The following is a 24,195-nucleotide window of genomic DNA, read 5'->3' as shown; positions in this document are numbered from 1 at the left end:
CGTGCCGCGGCGGAGTGATCGGGGGACACGATGAGGCGGACGACCGCAGGGATCGCACTGGCAGGAGCACTGCTGCTCGCCCTGACGGGATGCGCGGGCGGAGGCGGGACGGTGGGCGAGGTCCGACTTGTAAGCATGACAACAAGTCAGCGCGGCCCGCTCGTCAGAACAGAGGAGGGAGCTGCCCTGAGGTGAGGATCAGCCGCAGCCCGACCGCGAGAAGAGCGCCCGTCGCGATGACGACTCCGACGATGGGCCGCCGCTCAGCGGCGCTGTCCGCCGCGGCGATCCGGTTCGCTCGGATCGCCTCCTCCTGCTCGATCAGGCGGCGGCTCGTCTTCCGACTCAGCCCCGTCAGCCGCTCGCCGTGCAGGCGCACACGGTCGGCCTCCTGCTGGAGTCGGCCGCTGGACAGGCGCGAGAGCTGATGAGCCGCGCGCGCGGCCCCGGGCCGCTCATCGACACGGCTGCGCTCGATCACGTAGTCACCGCCGGGATGAGGAACGCGATCAGCGCGGCGGCGTGGTCGGTGCCGTCCTCCCGGACGGGGAACCCTCCGAGCACCCACACTCCGGGGAGGGTGAGCGTGTTGCGGACGCCCGCGAGCAGCCGTTCGGTGCTGTAGCTCTCGTGCTCCTCGTAGTAGTTGCGCTCGAACGCGACGATGAGGCCGATCTGCTCGGGCGTCGCGCATCCGGTGTCGGCGTCGATGACCGGTGCGGTGCGGGCGGGGTCCGGGGTGAGGAACGCGATCAGTGCGGCGGCGAGGGCGGAGCCGTCGTCCTCGACGGGCTCGGCGCCCGGCAGGGCGTGGGCGTTGCGGACGGCGGCGAGCATCACGTCGTCGCTGTCGTCGGCGTTCTGGTCCCAGTGAGCGCGCTGGTCGGTGATGATGAGGGCGACCTGATCGGGGGTCGCGAGGCCGGTGTCGGTGTCGGTGCGGTACATGGTCTGTTCCTCTCAGCGGGTTGCGGCCAGCGCGGTGTTGATGTCGACGGTGATCCCGCGCTCCGCGAGGCGGTCGAGGGTGGCGGGCTCCTTCGCGATCTGCTGCCAGCCCTCGGGCGAGATGACGACCGCGGGATCCCCGTCCGCGTCGTTGAAGACGACACAGGTGCGCGAGTCGAGAACGGCCCCGGTGCGCGGGCAGAGGATGTTCTTGCTGACGAGGTAGGTGACCATCTGGTCACGGAGGATCGCTTCGAGGGTGTCCATGTGTGTTGCTCCTGCTCCTGGCTGATCGTTTTTCTTTGCCTCTCCGGCGGGGAAAACCGTTTGAGTGGAGCCGGCGGAGTGACACCGATCACGGGCGAAATAAGCCCGTAGGGCGCGTCCGGGATCGGTGGCACGCAGCCGATGGAGCGAAATAGGTTGGAACCGCGGAGAGGTGAAGAATCTCAATCAGGTTGTCAACAGCGCCGCAGGCTCCATCAGCCGGCTCCGTCCGGCCGGTTTTGCCCAGCCCACGGCCTGAGGCGGTGACCTCGTGCGCCCGCAGGCACGCTGCGTACGAAGCAAAAGCTGGGCGCCCTCGAAGAAGCCACGGCGTGCTTGACTGAGCTGCGGATCCGCTGGATCCGGACGGGGGACCCAGGAGAATGAAGCGAATCAGAGACATCCTGAGCAAGTTGCTGAGGCGCAGGCAGGATCCGCTGCCGGTGGATCCGTTCGGAGAGCCCGGTGGGCCAGTGGCGACGAGGCAAACTGCCGACTGGGTTGCTCTCAACCGACTGCCGATCAGTCAGGCGCGAGCAAACCTCTAGCTGGTTCTGCAGGCGGGTCTGCCCGCTACTGGTGGAACAGCAGGCCGGAGCAAATAGGGGGCACATGAGCGTTGCATTTGAGGGTCTGCTCGGGCTGGACTACCACCAGATACTTTTGAACAGTCAGCTCTACGACGACGTGATTTACGACGAAGCGTTCGAAGGTAGCTCGAACGAACTCGTAGGGGCGTCCGCGCCAGGATCGTTGTGCTTGATGACCGGCTCTGCCACGGGCTATCTCCGCGTTCGCGTCGTCGTCTCGGACAGAGAGCCGGAACTTGGAACGTGGGAAGACATCATCGAGGTGCCGTTCGAGCCAAAGACGTCGACGCTGAGCTTGATGAGCCTGTTCCCGGATGTCACCTACCCGTCTTCGCTCGTCCACACCATGGTGAGGTTCGAACTTGCCGGAGGTAGCTACCGCGCTCGCTGGTCAATCAGAGGTTTCCAAGCAGCATGGGACCTCGTCAGCGACGGCCCAACGCCGGACGAGTATCAGCTTGATCTCTGGCCTGCTCCCCCCGTTCCCGAGTCGGTCCGTCGTCGGAGTGGCACCATCGGCTGAACCCGGGGAACCGAGGATCGTGCCGCTAGGCGGCGAGTGCGGCGCCCGACGACGCGTGCTGCGGCACCGTGGACGACATAGTCAGCGACACGTTCTTCCCCGGAGGCGCGGGAGGCGAATAGGGGCGATCGTCTCGGAATATCGCCCAAATGACGTCGAGGCGGCGCCGCGCGAGGGCGAGGATGGCCTGTTTGTGCGACTTCCCCTCGGCGCGTTTGCGGTCGTAGAAGACTCGTGACTCGGTTTTCTGCTGCACGCTGACCATCGCTGCGAGGTAGCAGGCGCGCAGCAGCCGTCTGTCGTACCGGCGTGGCCGGTGGTGAATGCTGCTGATTTTGCCCGAGTCACGGGGCGCCGGGGCGAGGCCGGCAACGCCGGCGAGCCGGTCGACGCTGACGTAGATGCTGAGGTCGGCGCCGGTCGATGCGAGGAACTCGGCCGCGAGCAGCGGCCCGAAGCCCGGCATCGAGCGCAGGAGCTCGGCGGCACGGCTGGTATCGACCCGGGCGGCGATGAGCTGGTCAATCTCCGCGATGCGACTTTCGAGGGCGATGACATCGAGTGCGAGTCGGCGGGCGAGTTCCGCTGCGATCGCCTGGCCCGGGAGCACGCTCTGCTGGCTCTTCGCGGCCGCGACTGCGGTGGAGGCGGTCGCGACCGCGGTCCGACAGCCTTGCGCGCGAAGCCACCGGGCCAGGCGCGACTCCCCCATCTTCCGGATCGCGTCCGGCGTGGCATAACCAGTAAGCAAGAGGAGCGAGGCGCGGCTGGCGGAGTAGTTGAAGGCTCGCTCGAGCGCGGGGAAGTACTCGAGCAGGTGTCCGCGAAGCCTGTTGATGGCCCGGGTCCGGTCGCAGACAAGGTCCTTCCGGTGCGCGGTCAGCGCGCGCAGCTCGATCCGGGTCTCATCCGCGACGCTCAGCAGTTGCAGATCGCGGCGCATCCGCGCCTGGTCGGCGATGATCGCCGCGTCCTTCGCGTCGGTCTTCCCATCACCCCGGTACGCCTTTGCCGCGTGGTGCACGGCGTGGCCGGGGATGTAGACGACTGGCAGGCTGTGAGCGGCGAGGAGGCCGAGGATCAGTGCCGCTCCCCCACTACTGAGATCGATCGCCCACAGGCATTCCGCGCCGGCTGCGAGGTCCGTGACGGCAGCGATCAGCTCGAGTAGCGCCGCCTCGTCGTTGGCGACACGGGCGGAATAGAGCTTGACGCCGTCGGCGTCGATAACGACGCAGTGATGGTGTCCCTTCCCCGCGTCGATCCCGGCCCAGATCTGCGGCATGGCCGCTCCCTTCCCAACTTTCAGGTGGTGGTGATGGTCACGCCGACGTTTCCTTACGCAGCGATCTGTTCGCTTCTCTCAATTAGCGGTCGAACCATCGGGTGGACGGCGGGCGGCCATTCTTCACGAGCCGTCACAGCGGCGAAAACCACAGAGCCATACCCGCCGTCCTCGGACGATCGACACACTACGACTGCACCGAAACCGCCCGAGCAACAAGGTAAGGAAAACGGATGGAACGGGCCGCATCGCGACCTCCCATTGGCGGTGCTCCGTCGCCGCTGCGCGAGTGCAGCTCGCGCCCCGGAACGGGACACCGGGGAGCGTGAGGGGGTCGCCCCTCACGGGCCGGCGCCGCCGGCCCCCACGCTCGAGCGGGTCGTGTCAGCGTCGGATGCGACGATGGAGGCATGTGGGAACTGGCACACCGGACGCGCGCGGAATCGGCATCAACGGTGGTGCGCAGCAACGCGGCGACGAGCGCCGCGGCGATCCCGGAAGTGCGCGCAGCGATCCCGGAGGATCACGTCATCCTCTACGCGGTCCGGATCGCGAACGGCTGGGAGTAGAACCCACCGGGATTCGCTCGGAACCACTAGCGTTGCGATCAGTTCCGGAAAGCGATGGTCTCGTGATGGCAAACGTGTTGAAGTTCGTCGGAAAGGCATTCGTGATCGTCTTCCGCCTTCTGGGCGCGGCGGTGTCCGCGGGACTCGCCGCTCTGGGCGTGGGCAGCTTCCAGCAGCCCAACCCCGGACCGCCTCCGTCCTCTACGGAGAACCGCGAATATAGGCCGTAGAACGGCGAACTCTGCGGCGGATGGCGGAGTATCTCGGAGGACCGAGTCCTACTCAGCCGCGGAGGCGGCGCTGCGGCGGGGTGCGCGTTGGGTGGTTGTGGTGACGACGGCGGTCGCGCGGGTGAGGTTGGGGCCGATGGCGTCGGCTTCGAGGACGCGGCCGGTGCGGCGGTTCTCTCCTTCTCCCCAGGCGACGGTGCGCTCGTAGCCGACGACGATCACGGCGTCTCCCTTGTGGAGGGAGGCGAGCACGTGCTCGCCGAGTTCGAACTTCGCTTCCACGTAGTGCGTGGTCGGGGCGTCGTGCGGGGTCCACTCCCCCGCGCGGTATTCGCCGGTGTTCTCGATGACGCGCAGCTTCACGATCTGCACGCGGCCCGCCTGCACGGCCTCGGGGTCGGCGGCGAGGTTGTTGTTCTTCCTTCTCTCCCAGCGTTTTTTTGCCTGGAAGGCACGTAGTGCCGAGCAGGGTCGGAGGTGGGAGCGCAACCCGGAGGGCGGAGGAGGAGAGGTTGTCGGCGCGATGTGAGGGAGCGCAGCGACCGCGTGCCGAGAACGTCGGAGGAGCCGGCCGCGCAGCGGCTTGCGTGGACGCCGCAGGCCCGTACGTTGCCGAAGGCTTCCAGGCAAAAATGCGCACAGCGCACAGCACCGCGTCGACCGGAGGTCGGCGTCCATGTCGGTGCCCGCGTCCGAGATCGTCTGCGCACCAGGGGCGTGCTGCTCCATCGGGCCGCACGTGCTGCCTTTGTATGCAGTGCGTACCGCTGAGAAGCCGCATATCTCCGCGGAGTAGGCCGGTTCCGCCGCGCCACCGGTGCGAGCATGACCGTAGGAGGCCTGGATGCGTGACGCGGTGATGGTCGTCGAAGACGACGTCGAGATGGGCGAGCTCATCAAGCGGGGCCTCACCGGCGACGGCTACGACGTCGACCTGTTCTCGAACGGGGTCGACGCGCTCAATTCGGCGCGCGAAGCGGACTACTCCGCGGCGATCCTCGACGTGATGCTCCCGGGGATGAGTGGCTTCGAGATCTGCCGGCACCTGCGCGCGAGCGGTGCCACGCTCCCGGTGATCATGCTCACCGCCCGCGACGCCCTGCAGGACCGCGTGTTCGGCCTCGACGCGGGCGCCGACGACTACCTCGCGAAACCGTTCCACTTCGAGGAGCTCTCCGCCCGCCTCCGAGCGATGATCCGCAGAGAGCACCTCACGAACCGGGCACCGGTCGTGCTGGGAAATCTGCGCGTCGACCCCTACGCGCACGCCGCGACGGTCGACGGCGCCGTCCTGCCTCTGAGCCCCAAGGAGTTCGGCGTCCTCCGCGCGCTCGCGGCGCGCGCCGGGGACTTCGTGCCGCGGGAGGAGATCCTGCTCGAGGTGTGGGGGTCGGCGGAGTTCGTGGACCACAACATCGCGGAGCAGTACATCAGCTACCTCCGCCGCAAGCTGGCCGCGGGCGGGGCGTCGGTCGAGATCCTCACCCGACGGGGTGCGGGCTATCGCCTCGGGGTGACGCCGTGAGCTGGCGGTCCCTGTCGATCCGGGTGCGGATCACGGTGTCGAGCCTGCTGGTCGCGATGCTGTTCTTCGGGATCGTCGCGGTCGTCGTGCGCGAGCAGCTCGATCACATCCTCGATGCCTCCACGATCGAGCTGGTCCGCTCGGGAGCGTCGCAGGCGCTGATCGAGGAGAGCCGCGACACCGCCGAGGCCGTCGTCGGCGGCGTCAGCACGACGCTCCTGATCGCCCTCGCGATCCTGTTCGTCGCGTTCGCTGTGACGTCCTGGGTCCTGGTCGGCCTCGCGCTGCGCCCCGTCGGCAGGATGCGCGCGATCGCCGACCGGCTGCGCCAGGGACGCTCCACCGAGCTGCTCCCGGTCGGGCCCGCCCGCGACGAGCTCTCCGACCTCGCCTCGACCCTGAACGCGCTGATCGCGGATCTGCGGGAGTCGGCGGACCGGGAGCGGCGGCTCGTCGCCGACGCGAGCCACGAGCTGCGCACCCCGCTCGCCGCGCTGCGCACCCGGCTCGAGCTCGCTGAGCGGGTCCGCGACGATCCGGCGGCTCTCTACGCCGATGTCGTCGACGCGCGCCGCTCGATCGACCGCCTGCAGTCCCTGACGGACGGGCTGCTGATCCTGTCGAGGATCGACGCGGGCATCGCTACCGGCGACGCCTCCTCGGCGGCTCTGCGGGAGGAGATAGCCGACAGCGTCGACCGCGCCCGGATGCTCGCCCGCGAGCGGGACCTCGCGATCGACTTCGTCGCCCCCGCCTCGATCGTCGCCGCCCGGTACCCGATCTCCCCGACCGATTTCGGCCGGATCCTGGACAACCTGCTCGCGAACGCCGTCACTGCGACGCCCGACGGCGGCAGCGTCAGCGCGACCCTCGTCGAGCGCGCCGAAGAGATCGTCCTCTCCGTCGACGACGACGGCCCGGGCGTTCCTGACGCGTTCCTCGCGGTCGCGACCGACCGTTTCACCCGCCCGGATGCCGCCCGCTCCCGCGACGGCGGCGCCGGCCTCGGGCTCGCGATCGTCGCCGGTCTCAGCCGCGCCGCCGGCGGCGAGCTCCGACTCCGCAACCTCGCCCCCCACGGCCTCGGTGTCGACGTCCGCATCCCCGCGACGCAGCCCCACCCGACCTCTCGCAAGGAGAACCGATGATCGACCCCCAATCCCTCCTCGACGGCGCCGGCCCCTGGGCGATCGCCCTGGTCTGCCTGATCGCCTTCGTCGAGACGGGCCTGCTGATCGGGTTCTTCCTCCCCGGTGACACCCTCCTCTTCTTCACCGGTGTCTTCGTCGCGACCGGCGTGATCTCCCTGCCGGTGCCGCTGGTGATCCTGATGGTCGCCGCCGCCGCGTTCCTGGGCGACCAGCTCGGGTTCGTCATCGGCCGCGCGAGCGGGCCGCGGATCTTCGAGCGCAAGGACAGCGGGCTCTTCAGCCGCTCGAGCGTCGCCCGCACCCAGTCGTTCTTCGACCGGTTCGGCGGCTGGGCGGTCACCATCGCCCGCTTCGTGCCGGTCGTGCGCACCTTCGCCCCCGTCGCCGCGGGCGTCGGGAAGATGCACTACGGCCACTTCGTCGGCTTCAACGCACTCGGCGCCGCCGTCTGGTCCACCGGCGTGATCCTCCTCGGCTTCTTCCTCGGGCAGATCCCCGGCGTCGCGGACTTCGTGGGGAAGTACATCGACATCGTCCTCGTCGGCATCGTCGTTCTCAGCCTCGCCGGCATCGCCCTCACCTACTGGCGGCAGAAGAACCGCGCCGGACGCGACGCCTGAGCCCAGCGCTCAGGGGGTCGCCGTGACGGCCGCGCGCGGTCGGCGGAGCGCGATCACCGCGACCAGCAGCAGGAACACCGCGAGGGCCGCGAGCGTGACCGGGCCGGTGCCCAGGCCCAGGCCCTTCTGGGCGACGGGATCCGCGAGCCAGTCGCAGACCGAGGCGCCGAGCGGTCGCGTGACGACGTAGGCGGCCCAGAACGCGAGGACCGCGTTCCGCCCCGTGAACCGGTGTGCGAGAGCGGGGATCGCGATGATCGCCGCGAACAGGACGGCGGAGGGCAGGTAGCCGAAGCCGAGGGTCGACGCGGTCAGGTCGCCCGCTGCGGTGCCGAGTGCGAACGTCCCCGAGACGGCGAGCCAGTAGAACGCGGCCCGGCGCGGCGTCGTGATCGAGTGGATCGACAGCGTCCGCTCCGCCCGCCACCACAGGGCGAAGACCGCGGCGAGCGCCACCGCGAACCCGAGAGTCGAGACGAGGTACGGGACTCCGGCGACCACGTGCAGCACGTCGGCGGCCATCGTGCCGAAGACGCTCACCATCAGCACCGCCGTCCAGTACACCCACGGGATGTACCGGCGGGCCGCGAACTGCAGCGCGAGGGCCGCGAGGAACGCGAGCCCTGTCGCGCCGACCACGATCACCGGGTCGAACGCGGTCGCGAGGAAGTCCGACGCCGTCTCGCCCATCCCCGTCGTCAGCACCTTGAGGACCCAGAACAGCGCCGTCGCCTCGGGCACCGTCGAGGCGGCGTAGCGGCCGGCGAGGAGGCGGGAGCGGATCCGAGGGAGCGGAGGGCGGCGCTGATCGGTGAGATGCGTCATGCCGCCATGGTCGGGCAGTCTGCGGCACCCGGGGCTGGGGGCTTCGCCGGGTCCGTTGAACAAGCGCACAGCGACCCGCTCACCGGCAGCGCTGCCCGCTGCCTTCCGCCGTCATCTGGTCGGACGGTGCCCGGAGAAGCGCCGCCAACGGAACGACGGTGATGCAGCACGTTCGGTGTGCAGCCTGACCGCGAGCGGCGCCCAGACGATCAACGCCACCCCGGCGCCCAGGAGCAGCCCGCCGACGGTGTCGGAGATCCAGTGCGCACCGAGGTAGGTGCGGCTGAGCATCATCGCCACCGTGTAAAGGGCTCCGGCGATGCGGACCCACCACAGCGGGAAGACGATCGCGAGGACCATCGCGGTCGTGGCGGCGTTCGCGCTGTGGCCGGAGGGGAACGAGCCGAAGTCGGCGTTCACGAGGATCTCCAGCGGCCGCGGACGACCGACAGCGTTCTTGAGGATCTGCACCAGCAGCCCGCTCAGCGGCGCGGCGATCGCGAAGTACGTCGCCGCCCACCGACCCCGCCAGACCAGCAGCCCCACGAACACGACGAGCGGAATCACGATCGTGCCGACGATCCCGCCGCCGAGGCTGTTCATCACCAGCGACGGCACCAACCAGAACGTCGACCGGTGCTCGATGATCTCGTTCATCCACGCGGTGTCGAACCCGAACGGCGTGTCGTGCTCCCGGTAGAAGATCAGCGCGGCCAGAAGTCCCGTGAGCAGCACCGCGAGGCCCGCCGAGATCAGCGGCCAGCGTCGCGCCGCCCGATAGGCGATCGCACCATCGGCCGGGGGTCCGCTGTTCGGCATCAGTGCCGTCCTCCTCGCTCGGCGCGCAGCACGCCGGAGGAGTCCACGCTACGAATGCGCGGGCTCCGGGTGCGGAGGATTCCCCCGCATCCGTTGTGAAAGCACAGAACCTGAGCCCATCGGCTCGGTACCGACCTGGTCGAACCGCGGAGCTTCGGGTCGTTGTGAGCAAACACAACGCAGCACGGCGCATCCCGAGCCGCCGCCCACGTCCCGGCTGGGACTCTGCGGGCATGGACATCTCAACGACGGCAGCACCGTCCCGCGGCCGGCGGCTGCTCAGCAAGGTCCCCGAGGTCACGATCTGGTTCTGGATAATCAAGATCCTCTGCACCACGGTCGGTGAGAGCTTCGCCGACTGGATCAACATGGTCCTCGGCGTCGGCCTCATCGCGACGGCTGTGATCTTCATCATCGTCACCGCGGTCGTGCTCGCCGTGCAGATGCGGCTGCGACGCTACGTGCCCGCCGCGTACTGGCTGACTGTCGTGGTGATGAGCGTCACCGGCACCCTGCTCACCGACATCCTCACCGACCAGCTCGGAGTGCCTCTCTGGGCCAGCTCCCTCGTCTTCTCGCTGCTGCTCGTGATCGTGTTCGGCGTCTGGTATTCGAAGGAGCGCACCCTCTCGATCCACAGCATCGACACCACCCCGCGGGAGGCGTTCTATTGGGTCACCGTCCTGGTCACCTTCGCGCTCGGCACCGCCCTCGGCGACTGGACTCTCGAGCTCACCGGCTGGGGCCCTGGCGTCTCGATCCTCTTGCCCCTCGCCCTGATCGCCATCGTCACGGGCCTCTGGCGCTACGGAGCGAACCCCGTCCTCGCGTTCTGGATCGCCTACATCCTCACTCGCCCCCTCGGCGCCAACATCGGCGACTGGCTCGGCCTCTCCCCCGACGAGCAGGGCCTCGGGCTCGGCACCTTCGTCACCAGCATCGTCTTCCTGCTCGCGATCCTCGCAACGGTCGTGTACCTCTCCCTCAGCAAGGCCGACGTCGACAAGGGCGCGGCCGAGCACCACACCCCGCCCGTCGCTCGGGAGCGACGCTCGCTCGTCGCGTTCGCGGTCCTCGCCGTCGCCGTCGTCGGACTGCTCGCCTTCACCAACAGCCAGCCGCACACCACCCCTGCACCCGAAGGCGCGGCCCCGGCCTGCGACACGTCGGGAACACTGTCCGCAGCCGACGCAGAGGCGTCGGTGCAGACCGACTTCCCGACCGCCGACGTGCAGAACTTCCAGACGATCACCGCCGACACCCTCGCCCTCGTCACCAGCGGCGACCAGGCCGGCGCGAAAGCCCGAGCCACCGACCTCGAGACCGCCTGGGACGACGCGGAGCCCGCACTGAGCGCCGCGAACTGCCAGACCTGGACCTACGTCGACCAGCAGATCGACCCCGTCCTCTCCTCCGTCCGCGCCGGCAGCCCCGACCCGGTTGTCGAGAAGACGAGCATCCAGGACCTGCTGACCACTCTCGCCGGACGCTGACATGAGGCGTCACGGTCTTCTTTTGCGACCCGAATCCGGCCTCCTCCGACCAATTGATCACTGCGGCCCTGCCCTGCCGCCGCCGCAGCGGCATCAGCGCGACTCAACACATCGATCGGAACCGGTCGGTGACAAATCGGTCCGCTACTGAACCCATGCTCGAGCTCGTAGACGCACTCCGAGCACACGGGGCTGCCGACCAGGCCGGCGTCCGCGAGGTGCTCCACCCAGGGGTGCGAGCACTCAGCACAAATCTCAGCGAGCAGAACCCGGAACCGGGCGCGGCGCGAACGGCGAGCGTCAGCTCGCCGGCGCCACTGCGAGAGGCCGACCATCACGTGAGCGTAGCGAGCGCGCCACCAAGCAATCGCGCGCTTCGCCTCATCCGCATCGCCTCTGGCGTCCCGTTTGGGGATTCCCATACGGACGGTAACTAAGGATCTATCCGGCGGTGATCAGCTCGCCGGGCGCACCGAGAGACGCGAGGTCGACATCGCCCTGTGACGTCAGGAGCTCTCCGCTGATCCCGTCGTAGACGGCGGTGAAGACGTCCACCCGATGGAGGTCGAAGCCATAGGGCGCGTCCGTTCTCTCCGCGGGCGCGTGCACGGTCAGCGCCCACACCGGCTCGTCCGGTGCGACCCAGTAGTGATCCGCGAGAGCGGGGTCATAAGCGGCGAGCTCCTCGTACGTGGTTCCGACCGCGTAGATCGGGTACTGCTTCTTCTCCTCCGCACTGAGCGTCGAGAGGAGTCTTCCGGTGCCGTTGGCCAGGTCGAGCGCCGGGTTCGTCAGCTGCTGGACGTCGATGATCGGCCCCTCAGAGGCGGCGGCGGCGATGGGGGTGCCCGGCGGGCCCTGTGTCGGGACGGTGGGTGTCAGGGCCTCCGTCGTCTCCGTTGGTTGGGCAGGCGTCTCGGTGGAGATGGGGGTCGTGCTGGCGGTGGCGTCGATGGTGACGGGGCCGGAGCGGATGCGCATCGTCGTGGAGGTCTGGGTGAGGCTGACGTCCTCGGTGCCCAGGACGTCCATCAGCCACTGCTCTCGTTCGCCAGCGGCGGCGAGGCAGCCGACGTAGGTCGTCGCGGGGCCCCCGCTGACGACCCACAGGGATGTCTGCAGACCCGCGGACTGGAGGTCGTAGGTCAGCGTGTTGCACGGCCCGTCGACGCTGAGCTTCGACCGGCCGTCGATGCCGATGATGCGAAGACTGACGGGGTGATCGAGCAGCCATCCGCCTGATCCTTGATCGCCGATGACAGCGGTGGTCTCGTAGACGGGCTTGGTCGCGTCTTCGGCGCTGAGCAGTTCACCCGGCAGCTGCGCCGTCGACGGCGACCCGGGGCTGCTGGCGCTCGTCGCGCATCCACTGGCGAGGAGCGCCGCGGAGAGGCAGAGGGTACTGAGGGCGAGGGTTCTCGTGCGTCGGAAGGTCACTGGTCGACTCCGGTCCGGGTCGTGGGCGGGTTGGTGCAGTCGACTGTGGTGGTCAGTCCCGTGAAGATGTCGATTCGGCCGCCCTCCTGGCACACCTGGGTTCCTGCGAGGGAGAACAAGGCGGCGTCCGTTCCGTCTCCGTTGGTGCCCGCGAGCGCAGCGCACGCCGCGGCGAGCGACGCAGTGAAGTGTTCTGCGGGTGTCTGGATCTCGCCCGACAGGGCAACGCCCTGCCCGTCCGGTTCCCAGCAGGTGACGGGCGCTGCGACCGGAGTGCCGCGCTCGGTCGTCACCGCCGTGAGGACTGCCGCGCTGAGGACGGCGCCGGCGATGCCGGCGAGCGTCACCGCCGCGGCCTGGCGAAGACGTCGGCGGCGGCGGATGCGGTGCGCGAGGCGTGCGCTGATGCGCTCGAGCTGCTCGTCGCTCAGGTCAGGATCGTCCATGGTCTTCTGTCCGTTCCGTCAGGGTTCTCGCCAGTGATGTCCGCACCCGCGAGAGGCGGTTGCGGACAGTCCCGTGGGACAGGCCGAGGGAGCGAGCGGCATCGCTGTAGCTGAGGTCGTCCTCGATGCACGCCGTCCAGATCGCGCGGTCCGTCGCGCTCATCTGCTCGACCAGACGTCGCACGTCCAGCAGCCGGTCGCTCGCCTCCGCGTCGACGCCGCGAGAGGCGGTGTCGTCGGAGAGGGGCAGGTGGCGTCGGCGCTGCTCGCGGCGATTGGTCGAGAAGCTGAGGTTGCGTACCGTGACCAGCAGCCAGGGCAGCACCGACTCCCCCACGATGCGCACGCTCGTGCGGCGCTTCCAGAGCAGGAAGAAGCTCTCCTGAACGACGTCCTCCGCCTGGCCGGCGTCCGCGAGGAAGCTTCCCGCGGCGCGGTAGACCGCGCGGCCGTGCATCCGGAAGAGAACGTCCAGCGCCGACGGGTCACCGCCGCGAAGACGATCCACCAGCGTCGCCTCAGCAGCACCGACCACCCGACATCACCCCCTCAGTAGTGAATGCCCTCAGAGCACGGTTTCGTCTCAGGCGTCATCAACGAACTTTGTCGGTTCGACAGTGCCTCTATGACCTATCCCCTACCGGACGCCCGCCAGATCATCATCCGCGCGCGACGGTCGGCCTGGCATCGCGCCGCCGTGATCATCGCTCGGGAGTCGAGGGACGGCCTTAAGGCATGTGGGAGGCGATGGCCGCGAGGGCGAAGCCGACGAGTGCGGTCGGCAACGCCAGGATGCACCAGACGATTTCCCACCCGTGGTGAGCATAGGCCCCGCTTGTCGCGCGAACGACGGTGAGGACCCAGACGCTGATAGCGCTGGTGAGGGCGACGATGCCAGCCGCGAGGAGGAAGGCTTTCCCTGCTGCGGCCTCCTCGTCGGTGGGCATCAATCCCATGCCGATTCCTCTCTCGCTGATGGAGAGGTAGGTCAGCACGACGGGCGCGACGATCATCCCGAGGACGGCGATCGCGGCGATCACCGGACTCAGGGGTCCCTTCCGAGCGACGTCAACCACGCAGTGCACACTATCCGCGCGTCGCTAAGCCCCCCCCTGCGAGCGGGCCGCTCGTCGTCCGGCATGGAGACGCCCTGCCGGACGCCCGCTGGACCATCCCCATACGGGACGCGCACAAGGCGCTCGGGTTCGCGAGACTGAACTGATGTCGGGGTTGCTGGTCATCGATCTCGTGTCGCGCGTGATCAGAGCCCGCCGCGGCCGAGCCGCGACGCACGAGAGGTGACGCGCCCGACGTCGGGAACCAGCACGCCTCATGATCCACGGCGACGGAGGACAGGACATCAACCGGCCGATCTGCGGCGTCGACTCAGCGCCCAGACGAGCGCGCCCGCAAGGAGCACCGCGCAAGTCAGCCCGACGACGTGCAGGACCAGCGACGGCACTCCGTTCTCGGGGAGCAGGAAGCCGTACGGCACCCACCCGTCGGTCGCTCCGCGGACGAGCACGACGACGACCCAGACGATCGGGTAGGGCAGGACCACCCACAGCCGTCGCCAGGAGAGCGGTCCGCGGTCGGCGACGACGATCCAGTCGAGGAGGACGAGCGCGGGGAGCGCCACGTGCAGGACGGCGCTGACCCAGGGCGGGGCCGTCCCGGTACCGGGGACGAGGGTGTTGTAGATCACGGCGACGACGATCAGGTAGGCCGTCGCCGCGCCGCGGACGTAGCTCAGCCACACCGGAGTCGGACGGCGGGCGAGCGCGACCGATCCGGCGACGATCAGCACCGCGCTCGCGAGGAGGCTGGTCTGGTTCGTGAAGTAGCCGAAGTAGTCGAACGGATTCGGGTCGCCGGCCGCGATGCTCAGCGCGTAGGTGTGGAGGATCACCGCGACCGCGGCTGCACCGACGGCGATGCGCGCTACACCCACGAAAGGGCGGGTCAGTGCCGGGGAACTCATCGGGTCAGCCTAGGAGCCGTTGGGCTTCCTGCTGGCCCGCAGCAGACCGGCTGACAGCGGTCAGCCCGCCGGCACCGTCCGCATCTCCTCGCCCACCGAGGTGTGCAGATCGCCGCTTCGACTGGGGCTCTGCACCATCGATGACTCTGTCCGAGTGCGAATGACGGGGGTCCGTGTCACCCTGACTGCATGGGTTAACTCCCGGCCGGCGCTGGGCTCTGCCTCTCCCCTTCGTCTCTTCCCAGCCGGTGCAGCACTGACGGGATCGGGCAGGCTCGCCTGGCTAGCGCTACCGAGGGGTGGGTGCTTGCATGGCCCTCATGTCGACCCCATTCACGCCTCAGCCCTCCTCGCCCCGCGCGGAACCGCACGACAGCGCGATTTCAGGGCGGCTGAACTGGTTGCGAGCGGGCGTGCTCGGCGCGAACGACGGCATCGTCTCGGTCGCCGCTCTCGTCGTGGGTGTCGCCGGAGCGACGACCGCCACGGCACCGATCCTGACGGCGGGCGTCGCAGGGGTCGTCGGCGGTGCGATCTCGATGGCGCTCGGCGAGTACGTGTCGGTGAGCAGCCAGAGCGACAGCCAGCGCGCACTGATCGCGAAGGAGCGGGTCGAGCTGGCCGAGGATCCCGACGGGGAGCTCGAAGAACTCGCCTGGCTCTATCGAGCGCGTGGCCTGACCCCGGAGACAGCGCATCAGGTCGCCCGCGAGCTGACCGAGAACGACGCTCTGACCGCACATCTGGAAGCGGAGCTCGGATTGAACGAGGAAGCGGTCGCCAGCCCGCTCGCCGCCGCCGGCGCCTCGGCGCTGGCGTTCCTCCTGGGAGCCGTGCTGCCGCTGCTGGCGATCCTGCTCCCTCCGCCGGACTGGAGGGTTCCGGTGACCTTCGCCGTGGTGCTGATCGCCCTCGCCGCGACCGGATACATCAGCGCACGGGTCGGCGGCAGCCCGGCTCTGCGCCCGATGATCCGCATCGTCGTCGGCGGCGCTCTGGCCCTCGCGGCGACGTTCCTGATCGGCCTGCTGCTCGGCACGTCCGGCGCAGTCTGATGTCCCGGATCCTCGTCGTCGAGGACGACCCGCAGATGGGTGCCCTCGTCGAGCGGGGACTGCGGGAGGACGGCTACGACGTGCAGCTCGTCGACAACGGCGTCGACGCGCTGATCGCCTTCACCGCGGGAGACGTCGATGTCGCCGTCGTCGACGTGATGCTGCCAGGGATGACCGGGTTCGAGGTCTGCCGACGGATGCGGGAGTCGGGCAGCACCGTCCCGGTCGTGCTGATCACGGCGCGGGACGCCGTCGAGGACCGGATCTTCGGGCTGGACTCGGGCGCCGACGACTACGTCACCAAGCCGTTCCACTTCGGCGAGCTGAGCGCCCGGATCCGCGCACAGATCCGGCGCCGAGCCAGCGGCCCGCAGCCAGTGGTCCAGATCGGAGCGCTGCGCCTGGATGCCCTGTCCGTGCGCGCGACGGTCCGAGAGCGTCCCTTCGCGCTGAGTGTCAAGGAGCTCACGCTGCTGCGCTTCTTCGCCGTGCATCTCGATGAGGTACTGACCCGGACGGAGATCCTCGCCGAAGTGTGGGGGTCTACGGAGACGTTCGAGCCGACCCTCGTGGATCAGTACGTCAGCTACCTCCGCAAGAAGCTCGCCCTCGCCGACACAGGCCTCCGGATCACGACCGTCCGCGGCGCCGGATACCGGCTGGAGCGCGCCGAGTGAGGCTGCTGCGCTCCCTGTCGATCCGCTCCCGGATCACCCTCGGCAGCCTCCTCGTCGCGCTGATCGGGGTCGGCGTGATCACCCTCGTGCTGCACGGGCAGTTCCGCAGCATCGTCGTCGCGTCCGAGGTGACCCTCGCCGAGGGCGACCTCGCCCCGTATCTCGCCGATCTGGGATCGGACCCGACCGAGACCCCCGACCCTCCGGCCGAGGGGATCCTGATCTTCGCGCGCGCTCCCGGCGGAGCGGTCCCCGTCGATACGATGCCGCACGACGTCCACGAGGTTCTGGAGCGCAGCACCGGCAGCGACGGCACCTCGACGGTGATGACCGACGAGGACGTCCGGTTCACGATCGTCTCCCGGACCCTGGACACGAGTGCGGGCACGTGGGAGCTGTGGGCGGCTCGCAGCGGCGCCGGCAGCGACCTGACCGTCGCGGCCCTGGACCGGACGCTGCTCGTCAGCGCCGCGGCCCTCGTGATCCTGTCCGCCCTCGCCGCATGGCTGCTCACCGGCGCCGCCCTGCGTCCGGTCGAGCGGATGCGCCGCACCGCCGCGTCGCTCGGCGACCGGCACGGCGGCGAGCTTCCCGTAGGCCCGGCGACTGATGAGCTGTCGGATCTGGCGGAGACGTTGAACGCGTTCATCGCCCGGACGCGGGACACCGCCGATCGGGAGCGGCAGATGGTGTCCGCGGCAAGCCACGAGATCCGCACGCCGCTGGCAGTCGTCATCACTCAGCTCGAACTCGCGCACCGGCACTTCGGCGACGCGGACGCCCTCGAAGAAGAGATCCGCGCCGCCGAGGGGTCCCTCGCCCGCCTGTCCCGCCTGGCGACGAACCTCCTGGAGCTCTCCCGGCTGGACGCCGCCCCGCCCGTCACCGCGCGCGCGACGGCGAGCGAGCTGGAGACCGAGCTGATGGACTCCGTCGACCGGCTGAGGACGATCACCGGCGGCACCGGCCCCGACATCGAGCTCGATACCGCGATCGAGCGCGCCGACGCGCCCTACCCGCTCTCGGTGAGCGCGTTCTCGCGGATCCTCGACAATCTCGGCGCGAATGCGATCGCCGCAACACCTCCTGCCGGACGCATCACCCTCCTCCTCGAGCAGCACGATTCCACCCTCGAGCTGAGCGTCCGGGACACTGGGCACGGCATCCCGGAGGAGTTCGTGCCGCACGCGTTCGAGCGCTTCTCTCGACCCGACGAGGCGCGCACCAGCCGCGACGGCGGCAGCGGGCTCGGGCTCGCCCTCGTCGCAGCTCTCGTTGACACCGCGGACGGATCGGTCACCATCGAGAACTGTCGACCCGCCGGAGTGAGGGTGACGGTCGTGCTGCCCGAGCGGTGACATGTGAGACCTCGAACACGAATCGGACTCCGGCGGGGAATCGGCACGCATCCCTCATAGTCGACACCAAGACTCCCCCGCGACGGTAGGAGCGCGCCCCCGGAAACCCGAGGTCGGCGCATGCGACACCGACCGGAGGGCGCCGCCGTGAGCACCACGATCCGACCGACCAACGCACCCGCACCCCACGCGCCGACCACGCTGCGGCGGTCGCAGGCCGACCGCGAGCGATCCCTGCGTCGGCGCCTGCGTTCCGCGGACGCGCTCGTCACCGCCAGCTGGGTCTCGGTCGCCCTCGCCATCGCGCTCTACCTCGCAGCCGGCGGGCCCGCGGAGGCCACCGATATAGCCGGAGCTCTCACGGCCGCAGGGATCGTCGCCGGCCTCGTCGGCACCGACCTGATCCTGGTCATGCTCGTCCTCGCCGCCCGGATCCCCTGGATCGACCGCACCTTCGGCCAGGACACCGCGATGGCGCTTCACCGTCGCCTCGGCAAGCCCGCCCTGTCTCTGATCCTCGGGCACGGTGCCCTGCTCACCGTCGGCTACGCCCTCACCGACGGGCTGACGCTGTGGAACGAGACACTCGCCCTGTACTCCGGCGCCGACATGCTCCTGGCGCTGCTCGGCAGCACCCTGCTGGTTCTCGTCGTCGTCACCTCCCTCGTCGCCGTGCGCCGCCGCTTCGCCTACGAGGCGTGGCACGCGATCCACCTCCTCAGCTACGCGGCCGTCCTCGTCGCCGTCCCCCACCAGCTCTCCGCCGGCCAGGTCCTCGCCGGGAGCACCCCGCAGCGCGTCTACTGGATCGCCCTCTACGTCCTGGCGTTCGGAGCGATTGCCTGGTTCCGGTTCGCGATGCCCGTACTCGCGACGCTGCGGCACCGGATCCGGGTCGAGGCCGTCGAGACGATCGCCCCCGGCGTCTTCTCCATCCACCTCTCCGGCCGCGACCTCTCCCGCCTCGGCGTGATCGGCGGGCAGTACGCGATCTGGCGGTTCTGGAGCCACGGCACCTGGTGGCACGCCCACCCGATCTCCTTCTCCGCCGTCCCGACCGACACCCGCGCGCGGATCACCGTCCGCGCACTCGGAGCCGGGACCGACCGGCTCGCACGACTGCGCTCCGGGACCGCGGTCTCGATCGAGGGGCCCTACGGGATCTTCACCGACGTCGCCCGCACCGCCCCGCGGCTCGCGATCATCGCCGCCGGCATCGGCATCACCCCCGCCCGAGCGCTCCTCGAGCACGGCGGCCTCCGACCCGGCGAGGCCACCGTCCTGCTGCGCGCCACCGACGACTCCCAGACCTACCTCTGGGACGAGACTCGGACACTGGTCCGCAGCAGCCGCGGCGCGCTGTTCGGGATGATCGGCCGGCGGCCCGCAGGGCTGGCGACGTGGATGTCCGCCGAGTCCATCGCCCGCGGTGTGACGATCACCTCGGCACTGCCGGGCCTGCTCGAATCCGACCTGTTCGTCTGCGGTCCGACCGCCTGGGCCGACCTCGTCGTCCGCGACGCGCGAGCGGCAGGCCTGCCCGACCGGCAGATCCACGTGGAGAGGTTCGACTGGTGAGAACACGAGCAGCAGTCGCCAGCGTCCTCGCCTCCCTCGCCGTCCTCGTCGTCGGCTGGCAGATGGGATCCGCCGGCGCCACCGGGTCCCCGCTCGCCACCGGGACGAGCGACACCACAGCCACGGAAGGAGCGGCTCCCGCGGTGACCACGCCGACCCCGGCCGGCGCCCCCGCCTCGACGACGCCCTCCGCCGGCGCGCCCACCGACCCGTCGGCCGGTACGAGCTCGACGGCCACTGCGAGCCCGTCCGCCTCGGCCGACGGCACGTGGACCGGCTCATCTGTTCCGACTCGCTTCGGCGCTGTGCAAGTCGCGATCACCGTCGCCGGCGGGCAGATCACCGACGTCACGGCCGTGCACCTCACGGACAAGGACGGCCGGTCCGTGTCGATCTCGCACCGGGCCGCGCCGATCCTGCGTCAAGAAGTCCTCGCCGCCCAGTCCGCGAACGTGCAGGCGGTCAGCGGAGCGACCTACACCAGCGACGGGTACCTCACCTCCCTGCAATCGGCGATCGACCAGGCCGGACTCTGACCGTGCACACGTTCACGACGATGGGCACCGTCGTCAGCCTGCGCGCCGCCGACGACACCCCGGTCGGCGACGTCGAAGCCGTCTTCGCCGACGCCGACGCCCGCTTCAGCCTGTACCGGCCGGAGTCAGAGGCGTCCCGGATCGCCCGCGGCGAGCTCGCGCTGACGGCCGCGTCCGAGCAGATGCGGACCGCCTACACCGAATCGCTGCACTGGCGAACGGCGACGGACGGCGCCTTCACCCCGCACCGGCCCGACGGGGTCATCGACCTCGCCGGAACCGTCAAAGCGACCACCATGGCGCACGCGGCCCGGCTGCTCGGCGACGGCGAATGGCTCCTCGATGTCGGGGGAGACGTCCTCACCTCGCCCGCCGACAGCTGGACGATCGGGATCGTGGATCCCGGCGACCGGCAGGCGCTGCTCTGCATCGTCCCCCTCGGCGACGGTCGCCGCGCGATCGCCACCTCCGGGACCGCCGAACGCGGAGAGCACGTCTGGCGCCGACCTGCCGAGCCCGGTGACGTCCCCTTCGTGCAGGTGTCCGTGATCGCCGAGGACATCGTCACCGCCGACGTCCTCGCGACCGCGATCCTCGCCGGCGGCGTCGGGACGCTCGACACCGTCACCGACCGCTTCGACGTCGACGTCCTCACCATCGACGCCGCCGGTGCCCTTCTCGTGACCGACCGGCTCCGCCGCCTGATCGCACCGGCGAGCCGGCACACGTCCTGACTCCGCTCGGTCGGCTCCTCGCATATCGGCGGTGAAGCGGGGAGTCGGCTCGGAGGACGGGCGAGTGATCGTTCGAGGGCTCACACGAACACGTCCAACGGCAGAGCGCGCAGGGCGGGGCGCGTTAGCGTCACGAGGACAGCCCCCCTCTCGACCGAAGGCGCCCCCGATGAACGACTGGCAGATCAACGGCCTCCCCCTCCACCCGCTCCTCGTGCACGCCGTCGTGGTTCTGCTCCCCCTCGCCGCACTGATGCTCATCCTCGGCAGCCTCTGGCCGGCCGCCCGCCGCAAGTTCGGGATCCTCACCCCGATCATCGCCCTCGCCGCGCTGATCGCCGTCCCGCTCACCACGCAGGCCGGTGAAGCGCTCGAACGACAGACGGAGCCGTCCGCGATCCTCGAGAAGCACACCGAGCTCGGCGACCACCTGCTCCCCTGGGCTGCCGGCCTGTTCCTCGTCGCCCTGGTCCAGTGGCTCTGGTTCCGCCGCACGCGACGCACCGACGACCACGCCACCACCCGCCGCCCCCTCGTCGGGATCGTGCTCGCCGTCGCAGCGATCGCCATCTCCGTCGGAGCGACCATCGACGTCATCCGCATCGGCGACTCCGGCGCGCAAGCCGTCTGGTCCGACTCCACCTCGAGCACCAGCACCGATCAGGCACCCGCGCCCGACAGCGACGACGACTGACCGACCCGCTCTCGGGCACTGCCCTCTCCGGCTGACACCGCCCCCTCTTCGCAGGAGGATGGTGTGAGTGCCTCAGCACTCGACGCCATCTGCGAGGTCCTCGGCTGCCAGGTGGGCGACATCCTGACTCACGTGCCGGACGACGTCGGGAGCAGTACGGATCGGCTCGGTGACCGAGCGGCCCGCTGACACGTCGCACCTCGGTGGTCGACTGGTCACCGCGGGCGTCGTCCAGCTGGTGGCCGTCGTCGCGCTCAATGTGCTGGGGCCGATCGTGCCCGTCTGAAGGATCTCCGGCCCGAGCGCTCAGGGTCCACTGCGGTCCCCGATCTGTCGCCTCTGCTCGGCTGGGCGATCGCCGCGGCGGTGTTCCTCGTCTGGGCCTGGTCGACGGCGTGGCCGGCCGGCCCGGAACGCACCCGCGACCTCGCCCGCCACGAGGACCGGTCCCGGAAGCTGGTCGACTCGCTCATCATCGCCGCCACCTTCTTCAGCCTCGTCCTCGTGGTCGTCGCGCTCCTCCGCAGCCAGCAGAAGGACCCCGTCGGATCCGCGGCCGCGATCCTGGCGGTCGTCGGGGTCGTCGCGGCCTGGGCGCTCGTCAACACCGTCTACGCCTTCAAGTACGCGCTCATGTACTACCTCGACGACCGCCACCGCTTCGACTTCGACCAGGACGAGGACCCGTCCTACAGCGACTTCGCCTACACCGCGTTCTCGATCGGGATGGCCTACAGCGCGAGCAGCATCACCCAGTCCTCCACCCCCTCACGCCGCGTAGCCCTGGCCCACGCCCTGCTGTCCTACTTCTTCGGCACCTTCGTCGTCGCCGTCGCCATCAACCTCATCACCGGCCTCACCCAGGGAGGGTGAGGATCGCCGCACATCCGCAGGCAGGCGTGTCGGAGCTCGATACTGATGTCATGGCATCACCGCTCGTCTCCGACGTCGCTCACTCCGGTCTCACCGTGGCCGACCTCGACGACGCGCTGGTGCTGTGGTGCTCCGGTCTCGGGTTCGTGCTCGAGCGCACCTTCACGCTCGACGTGGAGGTCACGGCGGCGACCACCGGCGTCCGTGGAGCCGTGATCCGCGCAGCGACGGTGACCCTCGGCCCCCACCGTGTGGAGCTGCTGCAGTACGACCCGCCCCGACAGCTCGAGTCCGCCGGCTCGCCCGCACAGGTCGGCACGGTGCACATCGCGCTCACGGTCTCGGACCTCGATCGTGTCCTCGAGCTCTGCGCTGGACACGGTTGGAGACCGGTCGGGACACCTCACCGGATGACCGCTGGCGCCCGAGCCGGCACGCGCATCATCTACCTCGAAGGTGCCCTCGGCGGATTCCTCGAACTGATCGCGCCCCCGCAGCTCCCGTAGGCCGCGTCAGCCCATCGCGTTGAGCGCCCGACCTCTCAGCCCGCCAGCCTCGCCATCCACTCCTCCACCGCGTCGGGCGTGCGCGGCATCGCCGCCGAGAGCAGGATCGACGACGTCTCCGTCACGACGAGGTCGTCCTCGATCCGGATGCCCAAGCCCCGCAGCTCGGCGGGGACCGTCAAGTCGCCGGGTTGGAAGTAGAGGCCCGGTTCCACGGTGAGCGTGTGGCCGGCCGCGAGCACTCCGCCGAGGTACGTCTCGTGCGGAGCGTGGTCGCAGTCGTGCACGTCCATCCCGAGCATGTGCCCGGCGCGGGAGATGCTCCACCGGCGGTGGTACGACGCCGACGGGGCCATGGCCTCGTCGACGGAGCAGCGGATCAGGCCGAGGTCGATCAGCCCCTCGGTGAGGGCTCGCCCGCACGCGTCCTGGTAGTCCTGGAAGCGCACTCCCGCGCGCAGGGAGTCGATGCCGGCCTGCTGCGCGCGCAGCACGATCGAGTACACGTCCCGCTGCAGCGGGGTGAACTCTCCGCTGACCGGGAAGGTGCGGGTGATGTCGGCGGCGTAGAGCGAGGGCAGCTCCACTCCCATGTCCATCAGGACGAGATCGCCGTCGGCGAGGGGCCCGGTGTTCCGCGTGTAGTGCAGGGTCGTGGCGTGCGCTCCCGAGGCGACGACCGATCCGTAGGCCGGTCCCTGTCCCTCGACCAGGGCGCGGCGGGCGAAGGTGCCCTCGAGGTAGCGCTCGCCGCGAGGCATCGCGCGGGCGACCTGCCACGCCTCGAGGCAGTCGTCGAATCCCCGCGCCGTGCCGTCGACGGCGAGCTGCAGCCGTCCGATCTCCCAGTCGTTCTTGATCAGGCGCAGCTCGTCAAGCGTCGACTTGAGCACGAGGTGCGGTCCGAGCTCCGGCCCGCAGATGCTCCGCACCAGCTCGTCGACGCTCTCGTCGAGGGTGGGCAGCACGCGGATGCGCCGGGCCCGCCGCGCAGCCCGCTCCACGTCGCGGGTGAAGTCGGCCAGCGGCCGGGTCTCGACGCCCAGCGCCGCCTGCGTCTCGGCGAGCGACGGCCGCGGCCCGACCCAGAGGTCGCCGAGGGCGTCGTTCTGCCAGAACTCGTCGCCGTCGCGGCCGGAGGGAGCCCGCAGGTACAGGATCGAGCCGGCCTCCCCTCCCGTCGTGTCGACGACGAGCACGCTCTCGGCGACTCCGTTGCCCGTCAGCCACACGTGGTCGGTGCCCGGGCGGAAGCGGTGGTCGCTGTCGTTCGAGCGCACCCGCGGCAGGCCGGCGGGGATGATCAGCAGCTCGGCGGGCAGCGCCTGCGCCAGTCGCGACCGGCGCTCCGCGGTGTAGGCGAGCACCGGGTCGTCGGGGTCGATCACCGGCTCCGGATCGGCCCAGCCGGCGGTCATGAACGCGCCGTCCCCGGGGAGCGGGCTGCGGTTCACGGCCCTCGGCATGCTCCAGAG

The 24,195-nt window shown here is 69.9% G+C and carries 29 protein-coding genes; 16 read left to right on the top strand and 13 right to left on the bottom strand.

Going from position 1 to position 24,195, the window contains the following annotated elements:
• Positions 1–163: 163 nt before the first annotated feature.
• The 3 genes from C5B98_RS01750 to C5B98_RS01740 are packed head-to-tail and all read right to left on the bottom strand — an operon-like array spanning position 164 to position 1,215.
• Positions 164–481, bottom strand: coding sequence for a hypothetical protein (locus tag C5B98_RS01750; RefSeq protein WP_146076861.1), 318 nt, complete (start codon positions 479–481; stop codon positions 164–166).
• Positions 478–948 carry a hypothetical protein gene (locus tag C5B98_RS01745; RefSeq protein WP_104326317.1) on the bottom strand — a complete coding sequence of 157 codons (471 nt, stop codon included), beginning with the start codon at positions 946–948 and terminating at the stop codon, positions 478–480. The genes C5B98_RS01750 and C5B98_RS01745 overlap by 4 nt, the downstream gene beginning before the upstream one ends.
• A 12-nt stretch (positions 949–960) precedes the next feature.
• The gene (locus C5B98_RS01740; RefSeq protein WP_104308045.1) at positions 961–1,215 is read right to left on the bottom strand and encodes a hypothetical protein; all 255 of its coding nucleotides are present in this window, start codon (positions 1,213–1,215) and stop codon (positions 961–963) included.
• A gap of 612 nt (positions 1,216–1,827) precedes the next feature.
• Here C5B98_RS01740 and C5B98_RS01735 point away from each other — a divergent pair.
• A complete protein-coding gene (locus tag C5B98_RS01735; protein WP_104308748.1) occupies positions 1,828–2,328 on the top strand; it encodes a hypothetical protein in 501 nt (166 codons plus the stop codon).
• A gap of 25 nt (positions 2,329–2,353) precedes the next feature.
• Here C5B98_RS01735 and C5B98_RS01730 read toward each other — a convergent pair whose 3' ends face one another.
• Positions 2,354–3,613, bottom strand: a complete 1,260-nt coding sequence (locus tag C5B98_RS01730; protein ID WP_258063409.1) for an IS110 family transposase — start codon at positions 3,611–3,613, stop codon at positions 2,354–2,356.
• Between the two features lie 410 nt (positions 3,614–4,023).
• Here C5B98_RS01730 and C5B98_RS16780 point away from each other — a divergent pair, with 410 nt between their 5' ends.
• Positions 4,024–4,182 (top strand): hypothetical protein, encoded by a 159-nt coding sequence (locus C5B98_RS16780; protein ID WP_181065429.1) that lies wholly within the window; start codon positions 4,024–4,026, stop codon positions 4,180–4,182.
• Positions 4,183–4,460: 278 nt separating this feature from the next.
• Here the strand turns inward: C5B98_RS16780 and C5B98_RS01725 are convergent, their stop codons facing one another.
• Positions 4,461–4,901: a hypothetical protein gene (locus C5B98_RS01725; protein WP_146076860.1), complete on the bottom strand. Its 441-nt coding sequence runs from the start codon at positions 4,899–4,901 to the stop codon at positions 4,461–4,463.
• A gap of 355 nt (positions 4,902–5,256) precedes the next feature.
• Between C5B98_RS01725 and C5B98_RS01720 the strand changes: the two genes are divergently transcribed.
• From C5B98_RS01720 to C5B98_RS01710, 3 genes are read left to right on the top strand one after another with little or no spacing between them, the layout of a single operon-like run.
• A complete protein-coding gene (locus C5B98_RS01720) occupies positions 5,257–5,937 on the top strand; it encodes a response regulator transcription factor (RefSeq protein ID WP_104223238.1) in 681 nt (226 codons plus the stop codon).
• Positions 5,934–7,085, top strand: a complete 1,152-nt coding sequence (locus C5B98_RS01715) for a HAMP domain-containing sensor histidine kinase (protein WP_258063408.1) — start codon at positions 5,934–5,936, stop codon at positions 7,083–7,085. Before C5B98_RS01720 ends, C5B98_RS01715 begins: the two co-directional genes overlap by 4 nt.
• Entirely contained in the window at positions 7,082–7,708 is a 627-nt protein-coding gene (locus C5B98_RS01710) for a DedA family protein (protein ID WP_104226507.1), read from the top strand. The genes C5B98_RS01715 and C5B98_RS01710 overlap by 4 nt, the downstream gene beginning before the upstream one ends.
• 9 nt (positions 7,709–7,717) lie before the next feature.
• Here the strand turns inward: C5B98_RS01710 and C5B98_RS01705 are convergent, their stop codons facing one another.
• A complete protein-coding gene (locus C5B98_RS01705) occupies positions 7,718–8,533 on the bottom strand; it encodes a hypothetical protein (RefSeq protein ID WP_104308044.1) in 816 nt (271 codons plus the stop codon).
• Between the two features lie 111 nt (positions 8,534–8,644).
• Positions 8,645–9,352 (bottom strand): phosphatase PAP2 family protein, encoded by a 708-nt coding sequence (locus C5B98_RS01700; RefSeq protein WP_181065428.1) that lies wholly within the window; start codon positions 9,350–9,352, stop codon positions 8,645–8,647.
• 233 nt (positions 9,353–9,585) lie between these two features.
• On the opposite strand from C5B98_RS01700, the gene C5B98_RS01695 reads away from it, so the two are divergent.
• On the top strand, positions 9,586–10,845 hold the full coding sequence (locus tag C5B98_RS01695) for a hypothetical protein (RefSeq protein ID WP_104327204.1): 1,260 nt from the start codon (positions 9,586–9,588) through the stop codon (positions 10,843–10,845).
• 441 nt (positions 10,846–11,286) lie between these two features.
• Here the strand turns inward: C5B98_RS01695 and C5B98_RS01690 are convergent, their stop codons facing one another.
• The 5 genes from C5B98_RS01690 to C5B98_RS01670 form a co-directional block, all read right to left on the bottom strand.
• Positions 11,287–12,282 carry a hypothetical protein gene (locus C5B98_RS01690; RefSeq protein ID WP_104327203.1) on the bottom strand — a complete coding sequence of 332 codons (996 nt, stop codon included), beginning with the start codon at positions 12,280–12,282 and terminating at the stop codon, positions 11,287–11,289.
• Complete coding sequence (locus tag C5B98_RS01685; RefSeq protein WP_104268938.1) at positions 12,279–12,728, bottom strand: hypothetical protein; 450 nt, start codon at positions 12,726–12,728, stop codon at positions 12,279–12,281. Before C5B98_RS01685 ends, C5B98_RS01690 begins: the two co-directional genes overlap by 4 nt.
• Positions 12,715–13,236, bottom strand: coding sequence for an RNA polymerase sigma factor (locus C5B98_RS01680; RefSeq protein ID WP_146076859.1), 522 nt, complete (start codon positions 13,234–13,236; stop codon positions 12,715–12,717). Before C5B98_RS01680 ends, C5B98_RS01685 begins: the two co-directional genes overlap by 14 nt.
• A 220-nt stretch (positions 13,237–13,456) precedes the next feature.
• Positions 13,457–13,804, bottom strand: coding sequence for a hypothetical protein (locus C5B98_RS01675; protein WP_181065427.1), 348 nt, complete (start codon positions 13,802–13,804; stop codon positions 13,457–13,459).
• Between the two features lie 284 nt (positions 13,805–14,088).
• The gene (locus C5B98_RS01670; protein WP_104226514.1) at positions 14,089–14,709 is read right to left on the bottom strand and encodes a Pr6Pr family membrane protein; all 621 of its coding nucleotides are present in this window, start codon (positions 14,707–14,709) and stop codon (positions 14,089–14,091) included.
• A gap of 320 nt (positions 14,710–15,029) precedes the next feature.
• Between C5B98_RS01670 and C5B98_RS01665 the strand changes: the two genes are divergently transcribed.
• The 10 genes from C5B98_RS01665 (at position 15,030) to C5B98_RS01620 (ending at position 22,720) form a co-directional block, all read left to right on the top strand.
• Positions 15,030–15,764 (top strand): VIT1/CCC1 transporter family protein, encoded by a 735-nt coding sequence (locus C5B98_RS01665; RefSeq protein WP_258063407.1) that lies wholly within the window; start codon positions 15,030–15,032, stop codon positions 15,762–15,764.
• Positions 15,764–16,441: a response regulator transcription factor gene (locus C5B98_RS01660; RefSeq protein ID WP_104226516.1), complete on the top strand. Its 678-nt coding sequence runs from the start codon at positions 15,764–15,766 to the stop codon at positions 16,439–16,441. Before C5B98_RS01665 ends, C5B98_RS01660 begins: the two co-directional genes overlap by 1 nt.
• On the top strand, positions 16,438–17,799 hold the full coding sequence (locus C5B98_RS01655; RefSeq protein ID WP_104226517.1) for a cell wall metabolism sensor histidine kinase WalK: 1,362 nt from the start codon (positions 16,438–16,440) through the stop codon (positions 17,797–17,799). Before C5B98_RS01660 ends, C5B98_RS01655 begins: the two co-directional genes overlap by 4 nt.
• 147 nt (positions 17,800–17,946) lie before the next feature.
• Positions 17,947–19,377 (top strand): ferredoxin reductase family protein, encoded by a 1,431-nt coding sequence (locus C5B98_RS01650; protein WP_258063406.1) that lies wholly within the window; start codon positions 17,947–17,949, stop codon positions 19,375–19,377.
• Positions 19,374–19,913, top strand: a complete 540-nt coding sequence (locus C5B98_RS01645) for an FMN-binding protein (protein ID WP_258063405.1) — start codon at positions 19,374–19,376, stop codon at positions 19,911–19,913. The genes C5B98_RS01650 and C5B98_RS01645 overlap by 4 nt, the downstream gene beginning before the upstream one ends.
• Before the next feature lie 2 nt (positions 19,914–19,915).
• Entirely contained in the window at positions 19,916–20,647 is a 732-nt protein-coding gene (locus tag C5B98_RS01640; RefSeq protein ID WP_258059425.1) for an FAD:protein FMN transferase, read from the top strand.
• Positions 20,648–20,816: 169 nt separating this feature from the next.
• A complete protein-coding gene (locus C5B98_RS01635; RefSeq protein ID WP_104327199.1) occupies positions 20,817–21,341 on the top strand; it encodes a DUF2231 domain-containing protein in 525 nt (174 codons plus the stop codon).
• Positions 21,342–21,404: 63 nt separating this feature from the next.
• Positions 21,405–21,530 (top strand): helix-turn-helix transcriptional regulator, encoded by a 126-nt coding sequence (locus C5B98_RS17440; RefSeq protein ID WP_181065426.1) that lies wholly within the window; start codon positions 21,405–21,407, stop codon positions 21,528–21,530.
• Positions 21,531–21,623: 93 nt separating this feature from the next.
• Positions 21,624–22,214: a DUF1345 domain-containing protein gene (locus C5B98_RS01625; protein WP_104327198.1), complete on the top strand. Its 591-nt coding sequence runs from the start codon at positions 21,624–21,626 to the stop codon at positions 22,212–22,214.
• Between the two features lie 50 nt (positions 22,215–22,264).
• The gene (locus tag C5B98_RS01620) at positions 22,265–22,720 is read left to right on the top strand and encodes a VOC family protein (protein WP_104223254.1); all 456 of its coding nucleotides are present in this window, start codon (positions 22,265–22,267) and stop codon (positions 22,718–22,720) included.
• A 35-nt stretch (positions 22,721–22,755) separates the two neighbouring features.
• Here C5B98_RS01620 and C5B98_RS01615 read toward each other — a convergent pair whose 3' ends face one another.
• Complete coding sequence (locus C5B98_RS01615) at positions 22,756–24,174, bottom strand: aminopeptidase P family protein (RefSeq protein WP_219814423.1); 1,419 nt, start codon at positions 24,172–24,174, stop codon at positions 22,756–22,758.
• Between the last annotated feature and the right edge of the window lie 21 nt (positions 24,175–24,195).

Source organism: Rathayibacter sp. AY1A5 (genome assembly GCF_002930875.1).
Classification (GTDB): Bacteria; Actinomycetota; Actinomycetes; order Actinomycetales; family Microbacteriaceae; genus Rathayibacter.
The sequence above is the reverse complement of the archived record's forward strand: the minus strand, read 5'-3'. Positions and strand labels throughout refer to the sequence as shown.